This window comes from Desertivirga brevis (genome assembly GCF_017355835.1).
Map to the genome: position 1 here is coordinate 69236 of NZ_JAFEWF010000003.1, position 21828 is coordinate 91063.

Genomic DNA, 21828 nt, shown 5'->3' on the forward strand with positions numbered 1-21828 from the left:
ATTTCTATGAAAATCGTTTATAGAACGTTCCTTATCTTCTACTTATTTCTCTTTGCTTGCAAGAAGGATAAAGGAGATGCTGCTACGGGCTCTGATATTCGAACTTTTTTCATCCCCCAGGCAACTAATTCTGCAATAGATTTTAACAACAAAAAAGTAATTGTAGAAATTGCTGATTATTATAGCAGATCTCACCTCATTCCAGTATTTCAACTTTCAACCGGAGCAAGAGCTCTAGTAGAAAATGTTGAGCAGCGAAGTGCTACCACTGCTAATAATTTCGCTAATCCTGTAATTTATACAATCGTTGCTGAAGATGGATCATTAACAAACTGGACAGTTTCCTTAGTTTCTAATAATAGTCGAATTGGTTTACGCGGAACTGTAGATGCTGAGAAAAGAATTGAAAGGGACTTCGACTGGTATTACAGTCAAGACACCTCAGGCGAATTCTCGCACATAAATGGAGGCGCTGCAGTAATTGGTATGGCAATGCGATTTGCTAGCCGTACTACCTATATCAATCCTAGCATCCTTCAAATAAGGAATGAGGCAAAGCCTCCGTATATGACTGATTTTGGACTTCAGGCCAATCCATTTCTTCCTGCTGATATAATTAATTATTTAAAAATCAAAGAGGTGCCAACTAAGATTGTAGCCTTGTCCTCTGGTCATAACTCGATCTTTAACGCAATAAATAGTGGTTACCCCGTTGCCCTGATTGTGAATTTTTCTAAAGTTCGACCAAATCCGAATCTTTCAGAACACACTCATCGATTCTATGAAATTAATAGTGCTATCTCCCCTCACTATATTATTGTAAAAGGGTATAAGCAAATCGGTGGAATCTTATACTTTGAATGCTATGATCCTAAATCTAAGGGCATGAGATACCCCACTAATGGAGAAAGTAAAGGACGTAATAGATATTACAACGCTTCCGATGTTTGGGCTGGGGTTTCAGCTTATGGCGGTTGGCAGTACGGAATTATAATAGGTGAAAAGGGAAGGGTTTTGCCTCCTTTTATTAATGAAGTTGGAATAAGGGAAATTGAGCAGGCCGAAGGTTATTAGCTGTCTTCGCCTATTTGGTGTTTGTATTATTTATCCCTCTTCTGATGACAGATTTAAATAGATTTGTTAGCATAAAATAATGTCATGCTTATGGCGGTTGGTATTAACTTAAAAGTATTGCAATTGAAACTATTAACAAAAATTGTGGCTGCTTTAATTATTTTGCCTTTGGCCAATTGTCAGAAAGAAAGTCTACCTCGGAATGACGAAGCCTCCTTCAAAACTTTCCTCATTCCTTACGCTACAGGAGTTTCCATAGACAGGCAGAAACATGAAATAGTAATTGAGCTTGCTGATTACTTTGATTGGACGCGTATCGCTCCTGTGTTTCAAGTATCTGTCGGCGCATCGGTTTACGTTGGCGGTATTGTTCAGAGTAGTGCAATATCCCTAAACAATTTTAATGCTCCAATCACCTATACAGTCGTTTCAGAAAGCGGTAAACCTGTTGATTGGACTGTTAGGGTGCAATCAAATGACAGTAAAATAGGCTTAAATGGAATAATTGAGGCTAGGAACAGACTTGACAGGGATTATGATTGGTATTTTTCTCAAGATTCTTCTGGTATACATTCTTCAATCAATGGAGGTGCGGCGGCCGTTGCAATGGCTATGAGATGGACCCATAGAACCCACTTCGTTTCATCCTCGGTAAGCCAGGTTAGAGAGGAAGCTACCCCTCAGTTCCGACCAGACGGAACTATGGACCCCAATCCGCAGCCTTTCTCAACTATTGATGTAACTGGGCTATTTACTAAAAAAGATATTCCCTGGAAAGTTATTTCCCTCTCAACTGGCATGGAGGAAATCATTGATTGTATAAATAAGGGCTATCTCGCAATCTGTATCATTAATATGGCAAAAGTTCCATTAAATCAAACCGCAACCGACCATACCCACGCCTTTTATACTACGCCCACTTCCATCTATCCCCACTATTTAGTCATTAAAGGCTATAAAAAAGTTTCAGGCAATCTCTTCTTTGAATGTTATGATCCCAAATCAGATGGAAAAAAATATTCAAACAATGGAGAAATTAAAGGCCGGAATCGATATTACAGTGCTTCAAGTTTGTGGAGTGGGGCGTCAGACGGGAGAGGATGGAAATATTCAATTGTCGTCGGCCAGAAGGGAAATGCTATGGATCCTTTAAAAAGCGAGGCCAGGATGTCGCAAATTACTCAGGCAATAGGATACTAAAATATCGGGCTTATTCTATTATAATGTCAGATAATTCATCTAAGCTCTAATAACTCCTCATGAAATTTTTTTCCCGAAAATAAACCGTACCTTTGCCCCTGCTTCAGCATTAAGGCTGAACACGTAATTTATTATCATGAACCCATTTAGTGAATTGGGAATCCGTCATGATATTGTTAATGCCATCTCTGAATTGGGATTTACTAATCCCACTCCTATACAGGAGCAAGCCATCCCGGTATTACTTTCAGGCAGCAACGATTTTGTCGGATTAGCTCAAACAGGAACAGGAAAAACGGCAGCATTTGGCCTGCCTTTATTGGAATTGTTGGACTTCGATACGAATCAGCCACAGGCGCTGGTTTTATGTCCAACTCGTGAATTGTGTCTTCAGATCACTAACGATCTTAAAAACTATTCAAAAAACATTAAAAATGTACATGTAGTTGCCGTTTACGGTGGTGCAAGTATTTCTGACCAATTACGTCAGATTAAAAGAGGAGTACAAATTGTAGTAGCGACTCCCGGCCGTATGTTAGATATCATTGGTCGTAACGCTATCGATTTCAGTCAGGTAAAATACGTAGTACTAGACGAGGCTGACGAAATGTTAAATATGGGCTTCCAGGAAGATATTGATCAGATCCTTTCAACCACTCCGGAAGAAAAGAAAACCTGGTTATTTTCTGCTACCATGCCCGCAGAAGTTCGTCGTATTTCTAAAAAGTATATGACAGATCCTCATGAGTTAACCATGGGGACAAAGAATACAGGAAATGCAAATATTGAGCACGAGTATTATGTAGTAAAGGCCCGTGATAAATATGCAGCGTTCAAACGTATCGTTGACTTTAACCCTGAGATATTTGGTATCGTTTTTTGTCGTACCAAGATCGAGACTCAGGAAATCGCCGAAGCGTTGATCAAAGACGGTTACAATGCTGATGCATTGCACGGTGATCTTTCTCAACAGCAACGTGATAAAGTGATGAAACGTTATCGTGAGCGCAGTTTACAGCTTCTTATTGCTACAGATGTGGCAGCAAGGGGGATTGATGTAAATAACGTAACTCACGTTATCAACTACTCCTTACCTGATGAGATAGAGAACTATACTCACCGTAGTGGTCGTACCGCTCGTGCAGGTAAAACAGGAGTTTCCATTTCTATTATTCACTCGAAAGAGCTAGGAAAGATCCGTCAGATCGAGCGTGTGATAGGAAAGCAATTTGTGAAAGCTGAAATCCCTACAGGTTTCGATGTTTGCGAGAAACAGCTTTTTGCGCTTGTTCACAAGGTGCATAACGTTGATGTGAACGAAGAGCAGATTGAACAATACATTCCTCGTATAATGGAGGAGTTTAATGACCTTACGAAGGAAGAAGTGATTAAAAGGTTCGCCTCTTTGGAATTCAATCGCTTCCTTGAGTATTATCAGAATGCACCAGATCTAAATGTTTCGGCCGAGTTTGAAGGACGCGGAGAACGTGGTGAACGTTTCCCAAGAGGTGGTAGCAGAGGAGATTATACTCGTTTGTTCATTAACTTAGGCTCTGTGGACGAATTCACCCGTGGTGACATGCTAGGGTTTATCTGTAATACCGGTAAGATTAGCGGTAAGTCGATTGGAAAAATTGATTTAAAAGGAGTGTACACCTTCTTTGAGGTTGAAAATGCACAGTCCGAAGCAGTTATCCAAAACTTCAAAGGAGCGCAATTTAATGGTAGAAGTGTTCGGATTGAAGTGGCTGGAGATCGCGACGGAGGAAACCGTGGTGGTAGCGGACGCAGTGGCGGTGGCCGTAGAGAAGGTAGCGGAGGTAGAGAACGCAGCAGTGGCGGTGGCTTCCGTGATTTTTCTGGCAAACGCAGAGAAGATCGTAGCGGTGGTAGCAGAGAAAGAAGCGGAACCGGCGAGCGAAGAAAAAGATATTAAGATTTATCTTCAGTTAAATAAAAAAGGTTCGGCTGCATTGCCGAACCTTTTTTATTTGATATAAACGCGCTTTGCATCTTTATCAACATAATACTTTCGTTCATATTTGTCGATATAAACTGTTTCGCCGTTTGGTCCTTTTTCTTTGAGCGATTTGTCTTTAACCTTTGCAGCACTCTTAGCTCCAACCTCGCCAACCTTTTTGCCAGTTTTTTTAACAACTTTACCAGTCGTTTTACCGGCTTGTTTTACGGTGTGGCGAACACCGGTACTGTCCGTTTTTTCCTGGGCCAGAGATATTGTTGTTAAAGAGCCTAAGGAAAGGATCAGGAGAGCTTTTATCACAATTTTCATAGTTGTTATATATTAATGAACGTCTAGATAAACCCTTTTTCCTTCTGCGTCTTCGAAGAACTGGCGGTCGTACATGTCAAGATACACGGCCTCTCCATTCGGGCCCTTAACGTTGTGCTGAAGTCTGTCTTTTATTTTATTACCGAGTTGTCTTGCAGAACTTATAAGTCCGTCAGCTAACCTGCTTCCGTCACTTCTCCGATAGGTCATTAATACGGCTGTTGCGGTGGCTGCACCTGCAACAATACCCCAGATGGTTGCGTTCTTCATTGATTCTATGTGTTTTAAACATGGAACATACCATTAGTGTGCCAAAATTTTCTAAGAAAGCTTCTCCGCTAATAGCTTCATCTCTATATGAGGGGAATGTTTTTCGTAAAGAATGGCGTACACTGCTCTGCATATCGGCATTGGTACCTTAAAGTTCCTGTTTATCTGATGCAAACTATGTGCAGCATAATAACCCTCTGCAATCATATTCATTTCTAGTTGCGCAGATTTTACAGTATATCCTTTTCCAATCATGTTTCCAAACATTCTATTACGACTAAACTGCGAATAGGCAGTAACCAAGAGATCCCCGAGGTAGGCAGATTCTTTGATGTCACGGCTAATTGGGTGAACAGCATCTACAAAGCGCTTGATCTCACGAATAGCATTTGATATTAAAACAGATTGGAAATTGTCACCGTATCCCAGGCCATGGCAGATCCCACTGGCAACAGCATAAATGTTTTTTAAAACAGCAGCGTACTCCGTGCCGTAAATATCGTCGGAGACATTCGTTTTAATATAACGGGTATTCAACAAGCCCGCGAATTCCTGTGCGAGTTGGGTATTTGCCGAGGATATAGTTAAGTAAGATAGTTTTTCTAAAGCCACCTCTTCTGCATGACATGGACCACTGATTACAATAAGATCTTCAAATGGGATTTCGTACTTGCAGTGCATAAATTCCCCAATGATCAGGTGTTCGTCTGGAACGAACCCTTTAATCGCAGAAATGATTTTTTTTCCTTTAAGATCTTCTGCAGTGATGTCGCGTAGTGCTTCCTTTAGAAATGCTGCAGGTACATTTAAAAGAACCATATTCGCTTTCGCCAGAATATTTTTGAGGTCAGTGCTTAAATTTTCAGACGGGACATTTATCTCGACAGAACTTAGATAATTGGGGTTGTGTCGATATGTTTTGATGTGTTCTATCGCATCTTGATTGCGCATCCACCAGAAAATTTCCTTAGTGTTGCGATTATCGGCCAGCATTTTAATGTTAGCTGTAGCCCAACTTCCACCTCCAATAACCGCTATTTTAGCCACTGAATCCATTTAAAATTCCTGTTTTAAGAGTTGGCAAGTTTACTAATAATTAAGGGTATTGTAGTTCAAAACCTTTTTAGGAATTATAATTTTGTTCTTTTGTTTGCTGTAAATTCAAGTATACATTCAGTTTAAATTGCTTTAATACTATCGCAGTTTCAAAAATCCTAATTTTACCCTTAATATGTATCTTATCAAAACACCTTTTTGGTTACGTTGGCTCTATCCCGGATTTGTCTGGCGAAAACCATTAACGTCACGGACCGTATATTTAACTTTTGATGATGGTCCTATTCCTGACGTGACCCCTTTTGTACTTGATACATTGACCACATTTAATGCTAAAGCAACCTTTTTTTGTATTGGTGACAATATCAGAAAGCACCCGGACATTTTTCGAAGGATCGTAGATGAAGGCCATTCTATTGGTAATCATACATACAATCATTTGAAAGGATGGGATACCGAAGATGATATCTATTTGCAGAATTTTAATCAGTGTCAACAGCTGACCGATTCAAATCTATTCAGGCCCCCATATGGTAGGGTTAAACGATCGCAGGCATCAAAGCTGAAAAAGGATTTACCCGATCTTAAGATCATCATGTGGGATGTTCTTAGTGGCGATTTTGATCAGGATTTAAGTCCTGAAAAGTGTTTGAGGAATGTCGTCAATAATGTCTCCCCTGGATCGATAATCGTTTTTCACGATAGCTTGAAAGCCTACGATAGATTAAAGTATGCCTTGCCTGGAACTTTAGACTTTTGTTTAAAGCACGGCCTTTCATTCGGTGTATTGTAATAAAGACAAAATTAAACAGATTTATCAGCCTTAGCCTAGTAGTTGCTTGAATAAGTAATGAGGAAGGGTTTTAACGTCTTTTTAATTTCATTTATACTTGGTTTAATCAAAAAAATCTATGACTTAAGTCATATCTTCCGGTCATTTTACGTAAATTCGCGCAAATTCAGTCTTGTAATTTATATTTTTAGTTTTAACTATATCAAAAACAGGACTGGTGGTATTTGAGATAGAAAAGGCCCGGAAAAATGCGCCATTACCTTTCTGGTTGTGTGCAATCGGTAAGTTCTGTTAGTGACCATAGCTCAGGTCAGAGTTAATTGTCCTGGACTTGTGAGGGGAAGCCATACAGGCTAGTTCTTCTAATGTCGTTTGCGCTAACTATACTTATGGAAGGCTATAGTAGTGCAGGGCATTCTTTGTAAGCCTTGAGTGAGCAAAGAATGACACGGGTCCGAGCCTCTGACTTTTTTACAAATTTAGCTTAACATCGAAAAGACTTTTGTATGAACACATATAAGGATTATATTAAGGAGATTGAAGAACGAGAACTCCAGGGGCTGCATCCCAAACCAATTGACGGTGCTGAATTACTAAGTGAAATTATATCCCAAATTAAGGATTCAAAAAACCAGTATCGCGAAGATTCTCTTAAGTTTTTTATTTACAATACTTTGCCCGGTACAACACCGGCTGCAAGTGTTAAAGCTCAATTTTTAAAGGAAATAATCCTGGGGGAATCTGCCGTTAAAGAAATCCCTGCTACTTTTGCATTCGAGCTGTTGTCACATATGAAGGGTGGTCCTTCAATTAAGGTTCTGCTTGATCTGGCTTTAGGTAATGACATTTTCATTGCGAAAGAAGCAGCGAGCGTACTAAAAACACAAGTTTTCCTTTACGATGCCGACACAGACCGCTTGAAGGAAGCATTCAAGAGCGGTAACGTAATAGCGAAGGATATTATTGAAAGTTATGCTCAGGCGGAATTTTTTACAAAATTACCTGAGGTTCCCGAAGAAATACAAGTTGTTACTTTTATAGCTGGTGAAGGTGATATATCTACCGACTTGCTATCTCCTGGTAATCAAGCTCACTCCCGCTCAGACCGTGAACTACATGGTAAGTGTATGATTTCTCCACAGGCACAGGCAGAAATCAAAGCATTGCAAGCAAAGCATCCCGATAAACGTGTGATGTTAATTGCTGAGAAAGGCACCATGGGAGTTGGTTCATCTAGAATGTCAGGTGTAAATAACGTGGCCCTTTGGACTGGTAAACAAGCAAGCCCATACGTTCCATTTGTAAATATCGCACCGATCGTTGGGGGTACAAACGGTATTTCTCCGATCTTCCTAACAACTGTTGACGTTACAGGTGGTATTGGTATTGACCTTAAGAACTGGGTAAAAAAGCTTGATGAAAACGGCAGCGTTGTCCGCGACGAGAACGGTGAACCTGTGCTTGAGCAAGTTTATTCTGTTGCTACGGGCACCGTTCTTACTATCAATACGAAAAAGAAAAAACTTTATAACGGCGACAAGGAACTGATCGACCTTTCTAAGTCATTCACTCCTCAAAAGATGGAGTTTATAAAGGCTGGTGGATCATATGCTGTGGTGTTCGGTAAAAAACTTCAAACATTTGCAGCCAAGTTGTTAGACATCGAAACTCCTCCGGTGTTTGCTCCTTCAAAAGAAATTTCACACGAAGGACAGGGTCTTACTGCAGTAGAAAAGATCTTCAATCGAAATGCAGTAGGAACAACTCCTGGTAAAGTATTACACGCGGGTTCAGACGTTCGTGTTCAAGTAAACATCGTGGGTTCACAAGATACAACCGGTCTGATGACTGCTCAGGAATTGGAATCTATGGCAGCAACAACAATTTCGCCGATTGTTGATGGTGCTTACCAGTCTGGTTGTCATACTGCTTCAGTTTGGGATAAAAAAGCTCAGGCAAATATTCCAAAACTGATGAAGTTTATGAACGAGTTCGGTTTAATCACCGCTCGTGACCCTAAAGGCGTTTATCATTCAATGACCGACGTTATCCACAAAGTTCTTAATGATATTACAATAGATGAATGGGCTATCATCATCGGTGGTGACTCTCACACCAGGATGTCTAAGGGTGTTGCTTTTGGTGCCGACTCAGGTACTGTAGCTCTTGCGCTTGCTACCGGTGAGGCTTCAATGCCAATACCAGAGTCAGTGAAGGTAACATTCAAGGGAGAGATGAAGAATTTTATGGACTTCCGCGATGTAGTTCATGCTACACAAGCGCAGATGCTTCAGAAGTTCGGAGGTGAAAACGTATTCCAAGGCAGGGTTATTGAAGTTCATATTGGAACTCTTACTGCCGATCAGGCATTTACATTTACTGACTGGACCGCAGAAATGAAAGCAAAAGCTTCAATCTGTATTTCTGAAGACGACACCTTAATCGAATCATTGGAGATTGCTAAAGGCAGGATCCAGATTATGATCGATAAAGGTATGGACAACGAGAAACAAGTGCTTAAGGGCTTAATCAATAAGGCTGATAAAAGAATCGCCGAAATTAGGTCAGGTGAGAAACCTGCCTTAATTCCTGACGGAAATGCTAAATATTATGCCGAAGTTGTTGTTGATCTTGATCTGATCGGTGAACCTATGATTGCTGACCCTGATGTAAATAACGCGGATGTTTCTAAACGATATACTCACGATACTATCAGGCCGTTGTCTTTCTACGGCGGAGACAAAAAAGTAGATCTTGGGTTTATTGGCTCCTGTATGGTTCACAAAGGAGATATGAAGATCCTTGCTCAAATGCTTAAGAACATAGAGCAGCAAAATGGTAAGGTTGAATTCCAGGCTCCTCTGGTTGTTGCTCCACCTACCTATAACATCGTAGATGAACTTAAGGCTGAAGGAGATTGGGATGTTTTACAAAAATATGCCGGATTCGAATTTGACGATAACGCTCCTAAATCTGCAGCCCGTACTGAATACGAGAAAATGCTATACCTGGAACGTCCCGGATGTAACCTTTGTATGGGTAACCAGGAAAAGGCTGCTAAAGGTGATACAGTAATGGCAACTTCAACTCGTCTTTTCCAGGGAAGGGTGGTCGAAGATGCCGAAGGCAAAAAGGGAGAATCTTTGCTGTCTTCTACCCCAGTCGTAGTGCTGTCTACAATCCTTGGTAGAACTCCAACAATTGAGGAATATAAAGCAGCAGTGGAAGGAATTAACCTTACTAAGTTTGCTCCTCCTCACAAGCTGTTAATGAATTAGTCTTTGGTGTTTTTGTGAAGGAAACATAAATAGATAAAATATTGCAAATTGAAGAACCATCCTGCGAAACAGGATGGTTTTTTGTTTGTTCATTTCTCAGAACTTGACGGTTATAAACAATATCTTAACCGCTCAATTTTCGTAAAGCAACTTTTTAGTTTGCTCATTAGTTAATACTTTTGTTATATATTCAAGTATTTTATGGCTTTTGATTTGGAAATGATTAAAGCTGTTTATTCTCGTTTCGGCGATAGAGTAGAGGCAGCTAAAAAAGCAGTAGGTAAACCACTTACTTTGACTGAAAAGATCCTTTATTCCCACCTTTGGGATGGAAATGCCACCGAGGCATATCAAAGAGGTGCTTCGTATGTTGATTTTGCTCCTGACCGCGTTGCGATGCAGGACGCTACAGCGCAGATGGCACTTTTACAGTTTATGCAAGCAGGAAGGCCACAGGTTGCTGTTCCGTCAACGGTTCACTGTGATCACCTGATTCAGGCAAAAATTGGTGCCCATGAAGACTTGGAAATCGCAAATAGTACAAATAAAGAAGTATACGACTTCCTTTCCTCTGTTTCTAATAAATATGGTATCGGATTCTGGAAACCAGGTGCCGGGATTATCCACCAGGTTGTTCTCGAAAATTACGCCTTCCCGGGCGGTATGATGATCGGTACCGACTCTCATACTCCGAATGCTGGCGGTCTTGGTATGATTGCTATTGGTGTTGGTGGAGCTGATGCTTGTGATGTAATGGCCGGTTTTGCGTGGGAACTTAAATTTCCTAAACTGATCGGTGTTAAATTAACAGGTAAACTTTCTGGCTGGGCTTCTGCTAAAGATGTTATTCTTAAAGTTGCTGGCATATTAACAGTGAAAGGTGGAACAGGTGCAATCGTTGAGTACTTTGGAGAGGGAGCCCGCTCTATATCTGCAACTGGTAAAGCAACCATTTGTAACATGGGAGCAGAGATAGGAGCTACTACCTCAATTTTTGGTTATGACGAAAAAGCTGAAAGCTATTTGCGTGGAACTAAAAGAGCTGATATTGCTGACCTTGCTAACGAGGTTAAAGATTACCTAACTGGAGATCCTGAGGTTTATGCTGATCCTGAACAATACTTTGATCAGGTAATTGAAATTAACCTTTCTGAACTTGAGCCTCATATTAATGGACCTTTCACACCAGACTTGGCTTGGCCTCTTTCAAAATTTGGTGCTGCAGTTAAAGAGCATGGCTGGCCGGCAAAATTGGAAGTAGGTTTGATTGGTTCTTGCACAAACTCTTCTTATGAAGATATCACTCGTGCCGCATCGCTGGCTAAACAGGCAATTGATAAAAATCTAAAGACTAAAGCAGAATATACCGTAACCCCAGGATCTGAATTGGTGCGTTATACGGTTGAACGGGATGGATATCTAAACACGTTCGCTCAAATTGGGGGTGTTGTCTTAGCTAATGCTTGTGGTCCTTGTATAGGTCAGTGGGCTCGTCATACGGATGATCCTACTCGTAAAAACTCAATTATCACTTCATTTAATAGAAACTTTGCTAAACGAAATGATGGTAACCCTAATACTCACTCATTTGTAGCGTCTCCGGAAATAGTAACTGCTTTGGCCATTGCGGGTGATTTAACCTTCAACCCAATGACAGATACTTTAACCAACGAGGCAGGCGAACAAGTGAGATTGGACGAGCCCCAAGGTTTAGAAATGCCAATAAAAGGTTATGCTGTAGAAGATGCAGGATACCAGGCTCCGGCAGAAGATGGTAGCAAAGTGCAAGTACTTGTCGATGAGAAGTCAAGCCGTCTTCAAATTCTCGACGCTTTCCCTGCCTGGGAAGGAACCGACTTACACGGTCTTCGTCTCTTAATTAAGGCTAAAGGAAAATGTACTACTGACCATATCTCTATGGCTGGCCCGTGGTTAAAATTCCGCGGTCACCTGGATAATATCTCTAACAATATGTTAATTGGGGCTATTAATTACTTCAATGATACTGCTGATTCTGTTAAAAACCAATTAAGCGGCGAGTATGGACCCGTTCCGGCTACTCAACGCGCTTATAAGGCTGCAGGTATCGGCACTGTTGTAGTTGGTGATGAAAATTATGGAGAAGGTTCATCCCGAGAACATGCTGCAATGGAGCCTCGCCATTTGGGTGTTAGAGCTATATTAGTAAAATCCTTTGCTCGTATTCATGAAACTAACCTTAAGAAGCAAGGTATGTTAGCTATCACTTTTGCTGACGTTGCAGATTATAATAAGGTTCAGGAAGACGATACTATCGATATATTAGGATTAACAGAGTTTGCTCCAGCTAAGCAATTAAAAGTTGTTCTTCACCATGCTGATGGAACACAAGACACATTCGCTGTTAACCACACGTACAACGAGCAACAGATCGAGTGGTTTAAGGCAGGAGCTGCTTTAAATATCATAAGAGCAAAACAACAAGCATAATGATGTATTAAAATATTAAAAGGCTTATTCTTGTGAGCCCTGCATTTGCGGGGCTTTTTTTATTATCGATTTATCGTATTACTTTTGTACCTAAGTTTCAAATCGAAAGCACATAATGACTCCCAACTTTAGCTGGTTGAATAAAAGGCTGTTAGGTTTTTTGTTCCTTTTTATCATATCCTTATCATCCGATATAATCGCTTCTGGAACTCCTGATGCGGAACCAGTTTTACCTGTACCAAAGGGAATAAAAAACGAGCTTTTTTATTTACAGCGCGACCCGAATAGGAACACAGTGATTTACGAACTAAACTTAAAAAATGGAACAGTCGATCAGGAAAAGCCTGTGAACGTCTATTGGATTAGGTATGAAGAGAAAGGGCAAAAGCAAGACCTTTCTTCTATGCAGCGAAGATTAGGTTACGGTTTGAATAGTAAGTATCTTGGGAAAGACAGGTATGAGCTGCGCTTCGTTTCTTACGACAAATTGCCTTTGTTATTAGCTAAGTCGGAGTCAGATAATAAGTATCATATTTACGCACGCATTAAGCAGAAACAGGCAATCTTAAATCGAATTTTCGTTCGGGTAACCTGGGGCACGCTGGGCTGGCCTAAAGTTCATTATGCCGAGCTCATCGGAACCGATCCAAGCTCAGGTGAAGAAATAAGGGATCGTATCTATATAAAACAATCTTGATCCAATTTGTGCTTAAAAACACAAAAGTATTCGAGTCCTGTTCTAAATAACGGGACTTTTTATTTCAGGATATGAATAATTATGCTTTAATAACTGGCGGAAGTAAGGGAGTTGGAAAGTATTTAGCGATAGAACTGGCGAAAAGAGGTTATAATCTGATCCTTGTTGCTCGCTCGGCGACAGACTTACAGTTGTTGAAGCAAGAGTTAGAAGGCCAGCTACCCATTGAAGTGAAAATTAAAGCTCTTGATCTCACAAAACATGAAAATATTTGTCAGCTTGGAGAGTGGATTAGATCCGGGGAATTTCCTGTATCAGTACTAGTCAATAATGCTGGATTTGGACTCTACGGAGAATTTGAACATCAATCATTAGATGAAGTGGGAAGTATGCTTGATCTGAATGTAAAGTCCCTGGTAAGCTTAACACATCACTTGTTACCGGTGTTAAAGGGGCAGAAGAATGCGCATATCTTAAATGTTGCAAGTACTGCTGCTTTTCAGGCTATGCCTTTTATGGGTGTTTATGCTGCAAGCAAGGCTTTTGTTCTTTCCTTTAGCAGAGCATTGAGATACGAACTAAAACATAGTAAAATTAACGTTTCCTGTCTTTGTCCCGGTCCTGTAAGAACAGCCTTTTGGGATAGAGCGAAAGCTCCGTCTGTAGAATTAGTTGAAAGGATTAGTAAACAGCCGGAGGAAATAGCGAAAGTTGCTATCAAAGGACTGTTTGAAAGAAAGGCTGAAATCTTTGTAGGAGATATAAATAGGATAGGCGCCTTCTCAAATCGTTTACTGCCTAAAATGCTTGTTGAAACAGTAGCAGCGAAACTTTTTTCAAATAAAACTCCCAGATAGCAACTTATTAAGACCTGGCTTCAACTTACCACTCTAAGCTCCTTGTTTTTTCCACTTTATTGTACAACCAATTGCTTTAGTATTTGCTATTTCAGGTTTCTTGCCTCGGGATAAAGCGTCAATAGCTGCTTCTACATATTTCACTTTGTTAGCCCGTGTCCCCTCAGTATCATCATCAATAGCGCCGATATATTCAACTATGTTACCTTTATTTGTTTTTTGAAGGATATAGACGTGAGGAGTCCTGCTAGCCCCAAATTGTTTTGTTACAATTTCATCAGTGTCAAAAAGATAGGGGAAGTTGAAAGACTTCTCTTTCGCCCGTTCCTGCATTTTTTCGAACGAATCTCCCGGTTGCGTTCCTGGGTCGTTGGGATTAATTGCAATTACAGGATACCCCTTGGATGCATACTTCTGATTCAATTCCTTTATCCTTTCCTCATATGCAATAGCATAGGGACAGGTGTTGCACGTGAAAATAACTATATATCCTTTTGCAGCTTTATAATCACTTAAAGAAACAAGTTTGCCATCAACGTTTTTAAGTTTAAAGTCTGAGGCTATGTCACCTGTTTTATAGCCGCTGGTTTGTGCCTTACCAATTAATCCGGTAATTAGCAGGCATAATAATAGTAAATTCTTCATACGGTTTATTTCAACGATTTATATGTGTTTTCCAGTGTTTCGAAACTAAATTCCTGTTGGTAAAATTTTCGAATCCCCTTCCCCTTGCTTATAATTAAAGTAGCCGGTATAGCACCTTCCCAATCTTTACTGATCTGATTTATAAATTCCTGTTCATTCTTCTTTTCTGCAAGATAAACCTCACTCTTAAAATTCATTTTTTTAACCAGAGGCTTAACCCGGCTTTCCAATTGCGACTTGAAATCAAGGCTAAGAAATATAACCTTAAGTGGAGCATTCTGATACTTGGCTTGCAATTGTTCGAAATAAGGCATTTCTGCGATACATGGGGCGCACCACGTTGCCCAGAAGTTTATGATATACGTGGTGTCTCTCCCTAACTCAAACCTATTTGAAAGCTTTTCCATCTCCAGAAGCTTGACATCTTGGGCCTTTAGAAAGTGAGGTATTAATGCTAGAAAAATGCACGTTATAAACGTTTTCATAGTGGCATCTTTACACCAAGATAAAGAAGTTTCATGACATAAAAAAATCCCGGGCATATGAATGTCCGGGATTCTTTTATCTAAGAGCTTAAGTGATTAAGCTAAAACTTTGCTAAGTTCTTCTGCCATTGCGGCGCCAATTTCGGCCGGAGACTCTACCACACGGATTCCACATTCAGCCATAATGCGCATTTTTGCAGCTGCTGTATCATCAGCACCACCCACGATTGCTCCTGCATGGCCCATACGGCGCCCCGGAGGCGCAGTCTGACCAGCAATGAAACCTACCACTGGTTTTGTGCCGTGTTCTTTGATCCAACGAGCAGCTTCAGCTTCCATTCCACCACCGATCTCACCAATCATGATGATTCCTTTGGTCTCTGGATCATTCATTAATAATTTAACAGCTTCAACTGTCGGAGTTCCAATGATAGGGTCTCCACCAATACCAATAGCTGTTGTAATTCCCAAACCTGCTTTAACAACCTGGTCAACGGCTTCGTAAGTTAAGGTTCCTGATTTTGACACAACACCTACGCTGCCTTTTTTGAAGATAAAGCCGGGCATGATACCTATTTTAGCTTCGTCTGCAGTGATAATACCAGGACAGTTAGGACCAATTAAACGGCAATCTTTGTCTTTAATATATTCTTTCACCTGAACCATGTCCTTGGTAGGAATACCTTCAGTGATACAAACGATAACTTTAATTCCAGCTTCAGCAGCTTCCATAATTGCATCAGCAGCAAATGCAGGAGGTACAAATATAATAGATACATCAGCGCCTGTTTTTTCTACCGCGTCTTTAACGGTGTTGAATACTGGTCTGTCTAAATGGCTTTGTCCACCTTTTCCAGGGGTTACACCACCAACTACCTGTGTTCCATACTCAATCATTTGCGATGCATGATAAGTACCTTCGGTGCCGGTAAAACCCTGCACGATTACTTTTGAATCTTTATTTACTAATACACTCATTGATCGGTTTTTAAAGTTTTGCAAACTTATAGATTTTTTTAACAAATACTTTTCATCACAAGCCTAAAAAAGTAAAAATATTGATGCTTAATAGGAGCAATTTTCACCAACTGTTAGTTATTACTCAAATGCAAGTGCTATTGGAGCTATTGTATGGACGTACTTCTCTTTTCAATGCCGGTAGAGTTAAACTGCAGATCGTAAAGACGTTTGTAGTGGCCGTTCTGCTTCAATAATTCCTGATGCGAGCCAATTTCCTTAATCTCTCCGTGGTCTAATACAATAATCTTATCTGCATTTTGAATGGTAGAAAGACGATGCGCAATAACAATAGAGGTCCTGCCCTTCATCAGTTTTTGGATAGTTTGCTGAATCAGATATTCTGTTTCCGTATCCACGGAGGATGTAGCTTCATCCAGAACAAGGATCTTAGGATTATATACCATTGCCCGGATAAAGGAGATTAACTGAGCCTGTCCCGCCGAAAGGGTAGAGCCTCTTTCCATTACATTGTAATCATACCCTCCCGGCAGATTCCTTATAAAAGTATCTGCTCCGGCTTCTTTCGCCGCAGAGATGATCTGCTCCTCACTTATTTCCGGGTTGTTAAGGCTTATGTTATTTTTAATGGTATCGCTAAAAAGAAAAACATCTTGAATTACAGTTCCTATTTGACTTCGTAAAAATTGAAGATCAAAGTCGCGGATATCCACTCCATCTAACTTAATGCTGCCCTTATTAATTGCGTAAAAACGATTGAGAAGATTAATTATCGAAGATTTACCCGCACCTGTCGCACCTACTAATGCAAGAGTTTCACCTGGATTTACTTCAAAGTTTATGCCTTTCAATACCCACTTCTCCTCGTTGTAGGCAAACCAAACGCCATCGAATTCTATCTTACCTCTCACTTCAGGAAGGCTTATTTTTCCTTTTGTATATTCTTCTTCATGAGTGTCCAATACTGAAAAAATGCGTTCGGCCCCAACCATTCCCATTTGTAGCGTATTAAATTTGTCTGCAAGCTCTCTTATCGGACGAAACATCATATTGATATACATAATAAAGGCCATCACCACTCCAGGAGAGATGTTATGTTCCAAAATAGATTTCGAGCCGAACCACACGAGCAAACCAATACTCATCGCCGAAATAATCTCTACCACTGGGTAGAAGATAGAGTAGTACCAATTAGACCTTATATGAGCATCCCTGTGCCTGGAGTTAATAATTTTAAATTTATACATCTCCTGATCTTCTTTGGCAAAGTATTGCGTGATATTCATTCCCGTAATATGCTCTTGTAAGAAAGTATTTAAATGGGATACTTGCGCCCGGACCTCCTGAAATGCAGATTTTATAGATTCCTTAAAAATATAGGTTGCGAGGATAAGAAGAGGCATAGGACAAAGAACTATTAAAGTAAGTTTCCAGTCCGTCCATGTCATAACTGCAATCAGGGCTACTAGTTGAAGAATATCGCCAATGATCATGATTAATCCTTCGGAAAAAATGTCTGCAATAGTTTCAAGGTCTGAAACACTTCGGGTTATTAATTGTCCGATCGGAGTTCTATCGAAATAATTTAAACGCAACCTGGAAATATGATTGAAAACATCTATTCGCAGGCCTTTTATTGTTGACTGTCCCAATTTATTGGTCAGGAAAGTGTGATAATACTGAACTACCGTTTGAATAAGTAACAAGCCTAACATGAGGAAGGAAATCCTAATTAAACCGGGTTGATTATTATTTAGTATAAAATGATCTACAGTATACTGTATAAGAAACGGTCTGGTAGGAGACAGGGCGGCCAGGAGTATTGTAAGGGTTACAGATAAGGTAAAAATATTCTTATATGGACTAACATATCTAAATATGCGTTTAAGAAGACTGAAATCATATGCTTTACCAGTAACTTTTGCCATAACTTTAATTCTCGCGAAGTTAATGATATTGAAAAAAGCTAAGCTTTGTTTCTTTACAGAAAGAGTTAAATAAGCTTAATGTTGCATCTTTATGATCAAAGATTTATTGTAAATACTTTGAATCCTACTTAAGATGTAGGGTTTTTGTAAAAATTGAATAACCTCAACAAATGGAAGACAAATTAAGTACATTTGTGTAAGGGCTAACCAGATAAAATGAACAGAGCTATAGTAAAGAAGCTTTCCAGTATCCTTTTTTTAACAATCTTCTTTTGCAAGATAGCCATCTCTATTGCTCCTCTTGTAGCTGTTCATTTCGATGTGAAATCTGTAAAGGCGGCAATAACGCAGTTGGAAATGGAAGATACTCCTAAATCAATTGACATAAAAGGAATTGCTATTAAGGATTATCTTAATGTTTCACAGTATCATCACTTCATTGTTGACCCTATTTTTCAATTAGATTTAAAATGTGGGAACTTTGATCATGATAAGCATGTTCGCCCTTTCTATCCTCCCGTTCCTACACCACCTCCAAATGCTTAATAGCTAATCGTCGTCTTTGGCGCTTACCACGTGAGCAATGCTTTTTTTAAGCCAATATTTATTTTATTTTTAATGATTTAACCTTTTGAAATATGGCGTCTCCGATTGAGCGTGCACAGTATAATTCAAAAAGCTTGTTTTCGCTTGCGAATTTTAAGAAAGATTTTCCAGCTAGTATAGTTGTGTTTTTGGTGGCTCTGCCACTGTGTTTGGGAATTGCCCTTGCCTCGGGAGCTCCGCTGTTTGCAGGGCTATTGACGGGTATTATTGGGGGAGTTGTGGTAGCTTCGGTTAGTGGATCGCAACTTAGTGTCAGTGGTCCGGCAGCCGGATTGACGGTTATTGTTTTTGGTGCAATTACTAAGCTGGGAACTTATGAGACGTTCCTTTTAGCGATCCTTCTTGCGGGACTTATGCAGATTGCTCTTGGCGTCCTCAAAGCAGGTACTATAGCAAGCTATTTTCCATCCTCAGTGATTGAGGGAATGCTTGCTGCTATCGGGATCATTCTTATTTTGAAACAAATCCCTCATGCAGTAGGCTATGATGCGGATTTCGAAGGAGATGAGAGTTTTAAAGGGCCTGATAATAATAATACTTTTTCTGTTATAACTGCTGCTTTAAGCAGGCTTAGTTATGGGGCAGTTATCATAAGTACTCTTTCTCTGGCAATCCTTATTTATTGGCCTAAAGTAAAAAAACTTGCCTCCGTCCCTGCTCCACTAATAGTCGTAGTGTTGGGTATTGTATTGAACTATGCATTCTCAGGTACTCAGTTTGAAATAAAAGCAGAGCATTTGGTTAAAATTCCTGTAGTTCAGTCTTTTAATGAATTTGTCGGACTCTTCCGCTCGCCTGATTTTAGTAAAATCACTAGTCCTGATGTATGGACAGTCGCTGGAACATTAGCTATAGTCGCAAGTCTCGAAACTCTTCTTAGCGTCGAGGCGGTTGACAAGATAGATCCATATAAACGTGTGTCTCCTACAAACCGTGAATTACTAGCCCAGGGGATAGGTAACGTTACCAGCGGTCTTTTAGGGGGACTTCCCATGACGGCTGTAATCGTTCGTTCTTCTGCAAATGTTAATTCTGGTGCAAAAACCAAAATGAGTGCAATTATGCACGGAGCCTGGCTTCTTTTATCCCTTCTATTAATTCCGGGTTTGCTCAATAGTATTCCTTTATCATGTCTTGCCGCGATACTATTGATGACTGGTTATAAATTAGCTAAACTCGATCTATTCAAAAAGATGTGGAAGGAAGGTAAAACTCAATTTATACCATTTGTCGTTACGGTTCTTGCAGTTGTGTTCACCGACCTTCTAAAGGGAGTAGCAATTGGAATGCTTATAGGTGTTTTTTACATCCTTCGTAATAATCTTCGGAATCCATATTTTTATACAATTAGTACCAACGGAAATAAGAAGGTAATACAGATAAAATTGGCGGAGGAAGTGTCTTTCCTTAATAAGGCTGCTATCCAATACACCTTAAATCATTTACCATCAGGCGTAGATGTGGTGATTGACGGAACTAATTCAAGATACATAGATTTAGACGTACTTGAAATTATTCATAACTTCCGCCATAATGCCTTCAGTCGTGGAATAATTGTGCAGCTTGTTAACATTAAACACAAATACGATGTACCTCAGTTGAAGGACTTAATATTTAAACCAGATAGCCTAAAAGATCATGTCTAACATCGTAAACAGAGATACAAATCCTTCATCTCCTCTTAATATAACGCCAGAACTGGCTGCTGAATTAAAGGAGAGAAGTAAAAATACCTATCAGCAGTTGATTGACGGAAACAGAGCCTTTGTTGAACGATCATTGGCAGATGACCCTGATTATTTCAACAAGCTTGCTGCTGGACAAAATCCACAGGTGCTTTGGATTGGATGTGCCGATAGCAGGGTACCTGCAAATGAGGTTACTGGCACAAAACCAGGCGAAGTTTTTGTTCATAGAAATATTGCCAACGTGTGTGTGCACTCAGACATGAACATGCTTAGTGTGCTCGATTACGCAGTTAACGTCTTGAAGGTGAAGCATGTGATTGTAGCAGGGCATTATGGTTGTGGTGGGGTTATCGCTGCTATGGGCAATAAACAGTTTGGTCTGATTGATAATTGGCTGCGCCATATCAAAGACGTATACAGACTGCATAGCCACGAATTGGATTTGATCACCGATGATAAACAAAGGGCAAATCGACTGGTTGAATTGAATGTAATCGAACAGGTATTTAACCTTTGTAAAACTACCATCATTCAAAACGCCTGGAAAGAACGGGTGGATCTTGAAATCCATGGTTGGGTAATTGATATTGGTACAGGCTACGTGAAGGATCTTAAAGTATCATGTAACAGTAGTGTCAACCTGGGAAAAGTTTTCGCTCTATAATCTCTTTAAGTTTAAGTCTATAGTAAAGGATGTTCCCAAGCCAGGGAACACCCTTTTTATTTTCCAGCAACACAGATAACGAATTCTCCTTTTAATACATTCTCTGTAAAGTGAGCTTTTATTTGAGGTATTGTGCCCCTAACGGTTTCCTCAAATACTTTCGTTAATTCTCTCGATACCGAAGCTTCCCGGTCCTCACCGAACACTAAAGCGAATTCCTCAAGTGTTTTTAGCAAACGGTGTGGAGATTCGTAAAAGATCATTGTTCTTTCCTCTTCACTTAATTCCCTTAGCCGTGTTTGCCTGCCTTTTTTTACCGGTAGAAAACCTTCAAACGTAAACCTGTCAGAAGGAAGACCCGAGTTTACCAGTGCAGGGACGAAGGCTGTGGCACCCGGAAGGCATTCAATTTCAAGTCCGTGTTTCAAGGCTTCCCTTACAAGAAAGAATCCCGGATCAGAAATAGCGGGAGTACCTGCATCTGAAATAAGTGCAATTTTCTGCCCTTCCTTGAGAAAACGCACAATTTCTAAGCTTGCTTTATGTTCATTATGCTGATGATGAGCAAATACGCGTTTCTCAATGCCAAAATGTTTTAATAGAGGTGCGCTTGTTCTTGTATCCTCGGCCAGGATGAGATCAGCTTCTTTCAAAACCCGTATTGCCCTGAATGTAATATCTTCTAAATTCCCGATCGGGGTGGGAACCAAGTATAGTCTACCGCTCATATGTCCTATTCTATTGCAGTTTTCGTGCTTCCTTAATCAAAATAGTATTTTTATAATCTTATATCGATAACCAGGACTATCTTTAAAGGGGTATCTTCAAACCGCAAACAGTTTATATCTTT

General features: G+C 40.1%; 19 protein-coding genes. 11 read left to right on the forward strand and 8 right to left on the reverse strand.

Annotated elements, in window-relative coordinates; all coding sequences use genetic code 11:
* Nucleotides 1-6: 6 nt before the first annotated feature.
* The 3 genes from J4N25_RS10685 to J4N25_RS10695 all read left to right on the forward strand — a co-directional run bounded on the left by J4N25_RS10685 (nucleotide 7) and on the right by J4N25_RS10695 (nucleotide 4210).
* On the forward strand, nucleotides 7-1074 hold the full coding sequence (locus tag J4N25_RS10685) for an SGBP N-terminal domain-containing protein (protein ID WP_207422193.1): 1068 nt from the start codon (nucleotides 7-9) through the stop codon (nucleotides 1072-1074).
* 123 nt (nucleotides 1075-1197) lie between these two features.
* Complete coding sequence (locus tag J4N25_RS10690; RefSeq protein ID WP_207422194.1) at nucleotides 1198-2274, forward strand: SGBP N-terminal domain-containing protein; 1077 nt, start codon at nucleotides 1198-1200, stop codon at nucleotides 2272-2274.
* A gap of 136 nt (nucleotides 2275-2410) precedes the next feature.
* Nucleotides 2411-4210 carry a DEAD/DEAH box helicase gene (locus tag J4N25_RS10695; RefSeq protein ID WP_207422195.1) on the forward strand — a complete coding sequence of 600 codons (1800 nt, stop codon included), beginning with the start codon at nucleotides 2411-2413 and terminating at the stop codon, nucleotides 4208-4210.
* Nucleotides 4211-4261: 51 nt separating this feature from the next.
* Here J4N25_RS10695 and J4N25_RS10700 read toward each other — a convergent pair whose 3' ends face one another.
* Genes J4N25_RS10700 through J4N25_RS10710 form a run of 3 tightly spaced genes read right to left on the reverse strand, consistent with a single transcriptional unit; the run spans nucleotide 4262 to nucleotide 5890 of the window.
* Nucleotides 4262-4564: a hypothetical protein gene (locus J4N25_RS10700; protein WP_207422196.1), complete on the reverse strand. Its 303-nt coding sequence runs from the start codon at nucleotides 4562-4564 to the stop codon at nucleotides 4262-4264.
* Nucleotides 4565-4576: 12 nt separating this feature from the next.
* Nucleotides 4577-4834 carry a hypothetical protein gene (locus J4N25_RS10705; RefSeq protein ID WP_207422197.1) on the reverse strand — a complete coding sequence of 86 codons (258 nt, stop codon included), beginning with the start codon at nucleotides 4832-4834 and terminating at the stop codon, nucleotides 4577-4579.
* Nucleotides 4835-4885: 51 nt separating this feature from the next.
* Nucleotides 4886-5890 carry an NAD(P)H-dependent glycerol-3-phosphate dehydrogenase gene (locus J4N25_RS10710; RefSeq protein ID WP_207422198.1) on the reverse strand — a complete coding sequence of 335 codons (1005 nt, stop codon included), beginning with the start codon at nucleotides 5888-5890 and terminating at the stop codon, nucleotides 4886-4888.
* A 175-nt stretch (nucleotides 5891-6065) separates the two neighbouring features.
* Between J4N25_RS10710 and J4N25_RS10715 the strand changes: the two genes are divergently transcribed.
* From J4N25_RS10715 to J4N25_RS10735, 5 genes are all read left to right on the forward strand, one after another.
* Nucleotides 6066-6683 carry a polysaccharide deacetylase family protein gene (locus tag J4N25_RS10715; RefSeq protein WP_207422199.1) on the forward strand — a complete coding sequence of 206 codons (618 nt, stop codon included), beginning with the start codon at nucleotides 6066-6068 and terminating at the stop codon, nucleotides 6681-6683.
* 506 nt (nucleotides 6684-7189) lie between these two features.
* A complete protein-coding gene (locus J4N25_RS10720; RefSeq protein WP_207422200.1) occupies nucleotides 7190-9961 on the forward strand; it encodes a bifunctional aconitate hydratase 2/2-methylisocitrate dehydratase in 2772 nt (923 codons plus the stop codon).
* Between the two features lie 201 nt (nucleotides 9962-10162).
* Entirely contained in the window at nucleotides 10163-12430 is a 2268-nt protein-coding gene (locus J4N25_RS10725; RefSeq protein ID WP_207422201.1) for an aconitate hydratase, read from the forward strand.
* 115 nt (nucleotides 12431-12545) lie between these two features.
* Nucleotides 12546-13127 (forward strand): DUF4833 domain-containing protein, encoded by a 582-nt coding sequence (locus tag J4N25_RS10730; protein WP_207422202.1) that lies wholly within the window; start codon nucleotides 12546-12548, stop codon nucleotides 13125-13127.
* A 71-nt stretch (nucleotides 13128-13198) separates the two neighbouring features.
* A complete protein-coding gene (locus J4N25_RS10735) occupies nucleotides 13199-13984 on the forward strand; it encodes an SDR family NAD(P)-dependent oxidoreductase (RefSeq protein WP_207422203.1) in 786 nt (261 codons plus the stop codon).
* 33 nt (nucleotides 13985-14017) lie between these two features.
* On the opposite strand, the gene J4N25_RS10740 is transcribed toward J4N25_RS10735, so the two are convergent.
* From J4N25_RS10740 to J4N25_RS10755, 4 genes are all read right to left on the reverse strand, one after another.
* On the reverse strand, nucleotides 14018-14629 hold the full coding sequence (locus J4N25_RS10740) for a thioredoxin family protein (protein WP_207422204.1): 612 nt from the start codon (nucleotides 14627-14629) through the stop codon (nucleotides 14018-14020).
* Nucleotides 14630-14634: 5 nt separating this feature from the next.
* A complete protein-coding gene (locus tag J4N25_RS10745; protein ID WP_207422205.1) occupies nucleotides 14635-15114 on the reverse strand; it encodes a TlpA family protein disulfide reductase in 480 nt (159 codons plus the stop codon).
* Between the two features lie 96 nt (nucleotides 15115-15210).
* Entirely contained in the window at nucleotides 15211-16092 is an 882-nt protein-coding gene (sucD, locus tag J4N25_RS10750; RefSeq protein ID WP_207422206.1) for a succinate--CoA ligase subunit alpha, read from the reverse strand.
* A gap of 146 nt (nucleotides 16093-16238) precedes the next feature.
* Nucleotides 16239-18020: an ABC transporter ATP-binding protein gene (locus J4N25_RS10755; protein ID WP_207422207.1), complete on the reverse strand. Its 1782-nt coding sequence runs from the start codon at nucleotides 18018-18020 to the stop codon at nucleotides 16239-16241.
* A gap of 216 nt (nucleotides 18021-18236) precedes the next feature.
* Between J4N25_RS10755 and J4N25_RS10760 the strand changes: the two genes are divergently transcribed.
* From J4N25_RS10760 to J4N25_RS10770, 3 genes are all read left to right on the forward strand, one after another.
* Complete coding sequence (locus J4N25_RS10760; protein WP_207422208.1) at nucleotides 18237-18566, forward strand: hypothetical protein; 330 nt, start codon at nucleotides 18237-18239, stop codon at nucleotides 18564-18566.
* A gap of 92 nt (nucleotides 18567-18658) precedes the next feature.
* Entirely contained in the window at nucleotides 18659-20272 is a 1614-nt protein-coding gene (locus J4N25_RS10765; protein WP_207422209.1) for a SulP family inorganic anion transporter, read from the forward strand.
* On the forward strand, nucleotides 20265-20978 hold the full coding sequence (locus J4N25_RS10770) for a carbonic anhydrase (RefSeq protein ID WP_207422210.1): 714 nt from the start codon (nucleotides 20265-20267) through the stop codon (nucleotides 20976-20978). The genes J4N25_RS10765 and J4N25_RS10770 overlap by 8 nt, the downstream gene beginning before the upstream one ends.
* Nucleotides 20979-21034: 56 nt before the next feature.
* Here the strand turns inward: J4N25_RS10770 and rsmI are convergent, their stop codons facing one another.
* Nucleotides 21035-21706: a 16S rRNA (cytidine(1402)-2'-O)-methyltransferase gene (rsmI, locus tag J4N25_RS10775; protein WP_207422211.1), complete on the reverse strand. Its 672-nt coding sequence runs from the start codon at nucleotides 21704-21706 to the stop codon at nucleotides 21035-21037.
* Between the last annotated feature and the right edge of the window lie 122 nt (nucleotides 21707-21828).

What these genes read in the sequence shown, in the direction of transcription:
- J4N25_RS10740 (WP_207422204.1), bottom strand. Translation starts at nt 14,629, where the DNA reads ATGAAGAATTTACTATTATTATGCCTGCTAATTACCGGATTAATTGGT.
- J4N25_RS10720 (WP_207422200.1), top strand. Translation starts at nt 7,190, where the DNA reads ATGAACACATATAAGGATTATATTAAGGAGATTGAAGAACGAGAACTC.
- J4N25_RS10755 (WP_207422207.1), bottom strand. Translation starts at nt 18,020, where the DNA reads ATGGCAAAAGTTACTGGTAAAGCATATGATTTCAGTCTTCTTAAACGC.
- sucD (WP_207422206.1), bottom strand. Translation starts at nt 16,092, where the DNA reads ATGAGTGTATTAGTAAATAAAGATTCAAAAGTAATCGTGCAGGGTTTT.
- J4N25_RS10770 (WP_207422210.1), top strand. Translation starts at nt 20,265, where the DNA reads ATGTCTAACATCGTAAACAGAGATACAAATCCTTCATCTCCTCTTAAT.
- J4N25_RS10695 (WP_207422195.1), top strand. Translation starts at nt 2,411, where the DNA reads ATGAACCCATTTAGTGAATTGGGAATCCGTCATGATATTGTTAATGCC.
- J4N25_RS10760 (WP_207422208.1), top strand. Translation starts at nt 18,237, where the DNA reads ATGAACAGAGCTATAGTAAAGAAGCTTTCCAGTATCCTTTTTTTAACA.
- J4N25_RS10730 (WP_207422202.1), top strand. Translation starts at nt 12,546, where the DNA reads ATGACTCCCAACTTTAGCTGGTTGAATAAAAGGCTGTTAGGTTTTTTG.
- J4N25_RS10700 (WP_207422196.1), bottom strand. Translation starts at nt 4,564, where the DNA reads ATGAAAATTGTGATAAAAGCTCTCCTGATCCTTTCCTTAGGCTCTTTA.
- J4N25_RS10715 (WP_207422199.1), top strand. Translation starts at nt 6,066, where the DNA reads ATGTATCTTATCAAAACACCTTTTTGGTTACGTTGGCTCTATCCCGGA.
- J4N25_RS10710 (WP_207422198.1), bottom strand. Translation starts at nt 5,890, where the DNA reads ATGGATTCAGTGGCTAAAATAGCGGTTATTGGAGGTGGAAGTTGGGCT.
- J4N25_RS10745 (WP_207422205.1), bottom strand. Translation starts at nt 15,114, where the DNA reads ATGAAAACGTTTATAACGTGCATTTTTCTAGCATTAATACCTCACTTT.
- J4N25_RS10725 (WP_207422201.1), top strand. Translation starts at nt 10,163, where the DNA reads ATGGCTTTTGATTTGGAAATGATTAAAGCTGTTTATTCTCGTTTCGGC.
- J4N25_RS10765 (WP_207422209.1), top strand. Translation starts at nt 18,659, where the DNA reads ATGGCGTCTCCGATTGAGCGTGCACAGTATAATTCAAAAAGCTTGTTT.
- rsmI (WP_207422211.1), bottom strand. Translation starts at nt 21,706, where the DNA reads ATGAGCGGTAGACTATACTTGGTTCCCACCCCGATCGGGAATTTAGAA.
- J4N25_RS10685 (WP_207422193.1), top strand. Translation starts at nt 7, where the DNA reads ATGAAAATCGTTTATAGAACGTTCCTTATCTTCTACTTATTTCTCTTT.
- J4N25_RS10735 (WP_207422203.1), top strand. Translation starts at nt 13,199, where the DNA reads ATGAATAATTATGCTTTAATAACTGGCGGAAGTAAGGGAGTTGGAAAG.
- J4N25_RS10705 (WP_207422197.1), bottom strand. Translation starts at nt 4,834, where the DNA reads ATGAAGAACGCAACCATCTGGGGTATTGTTGCAGGTGCAGCCACCGCA.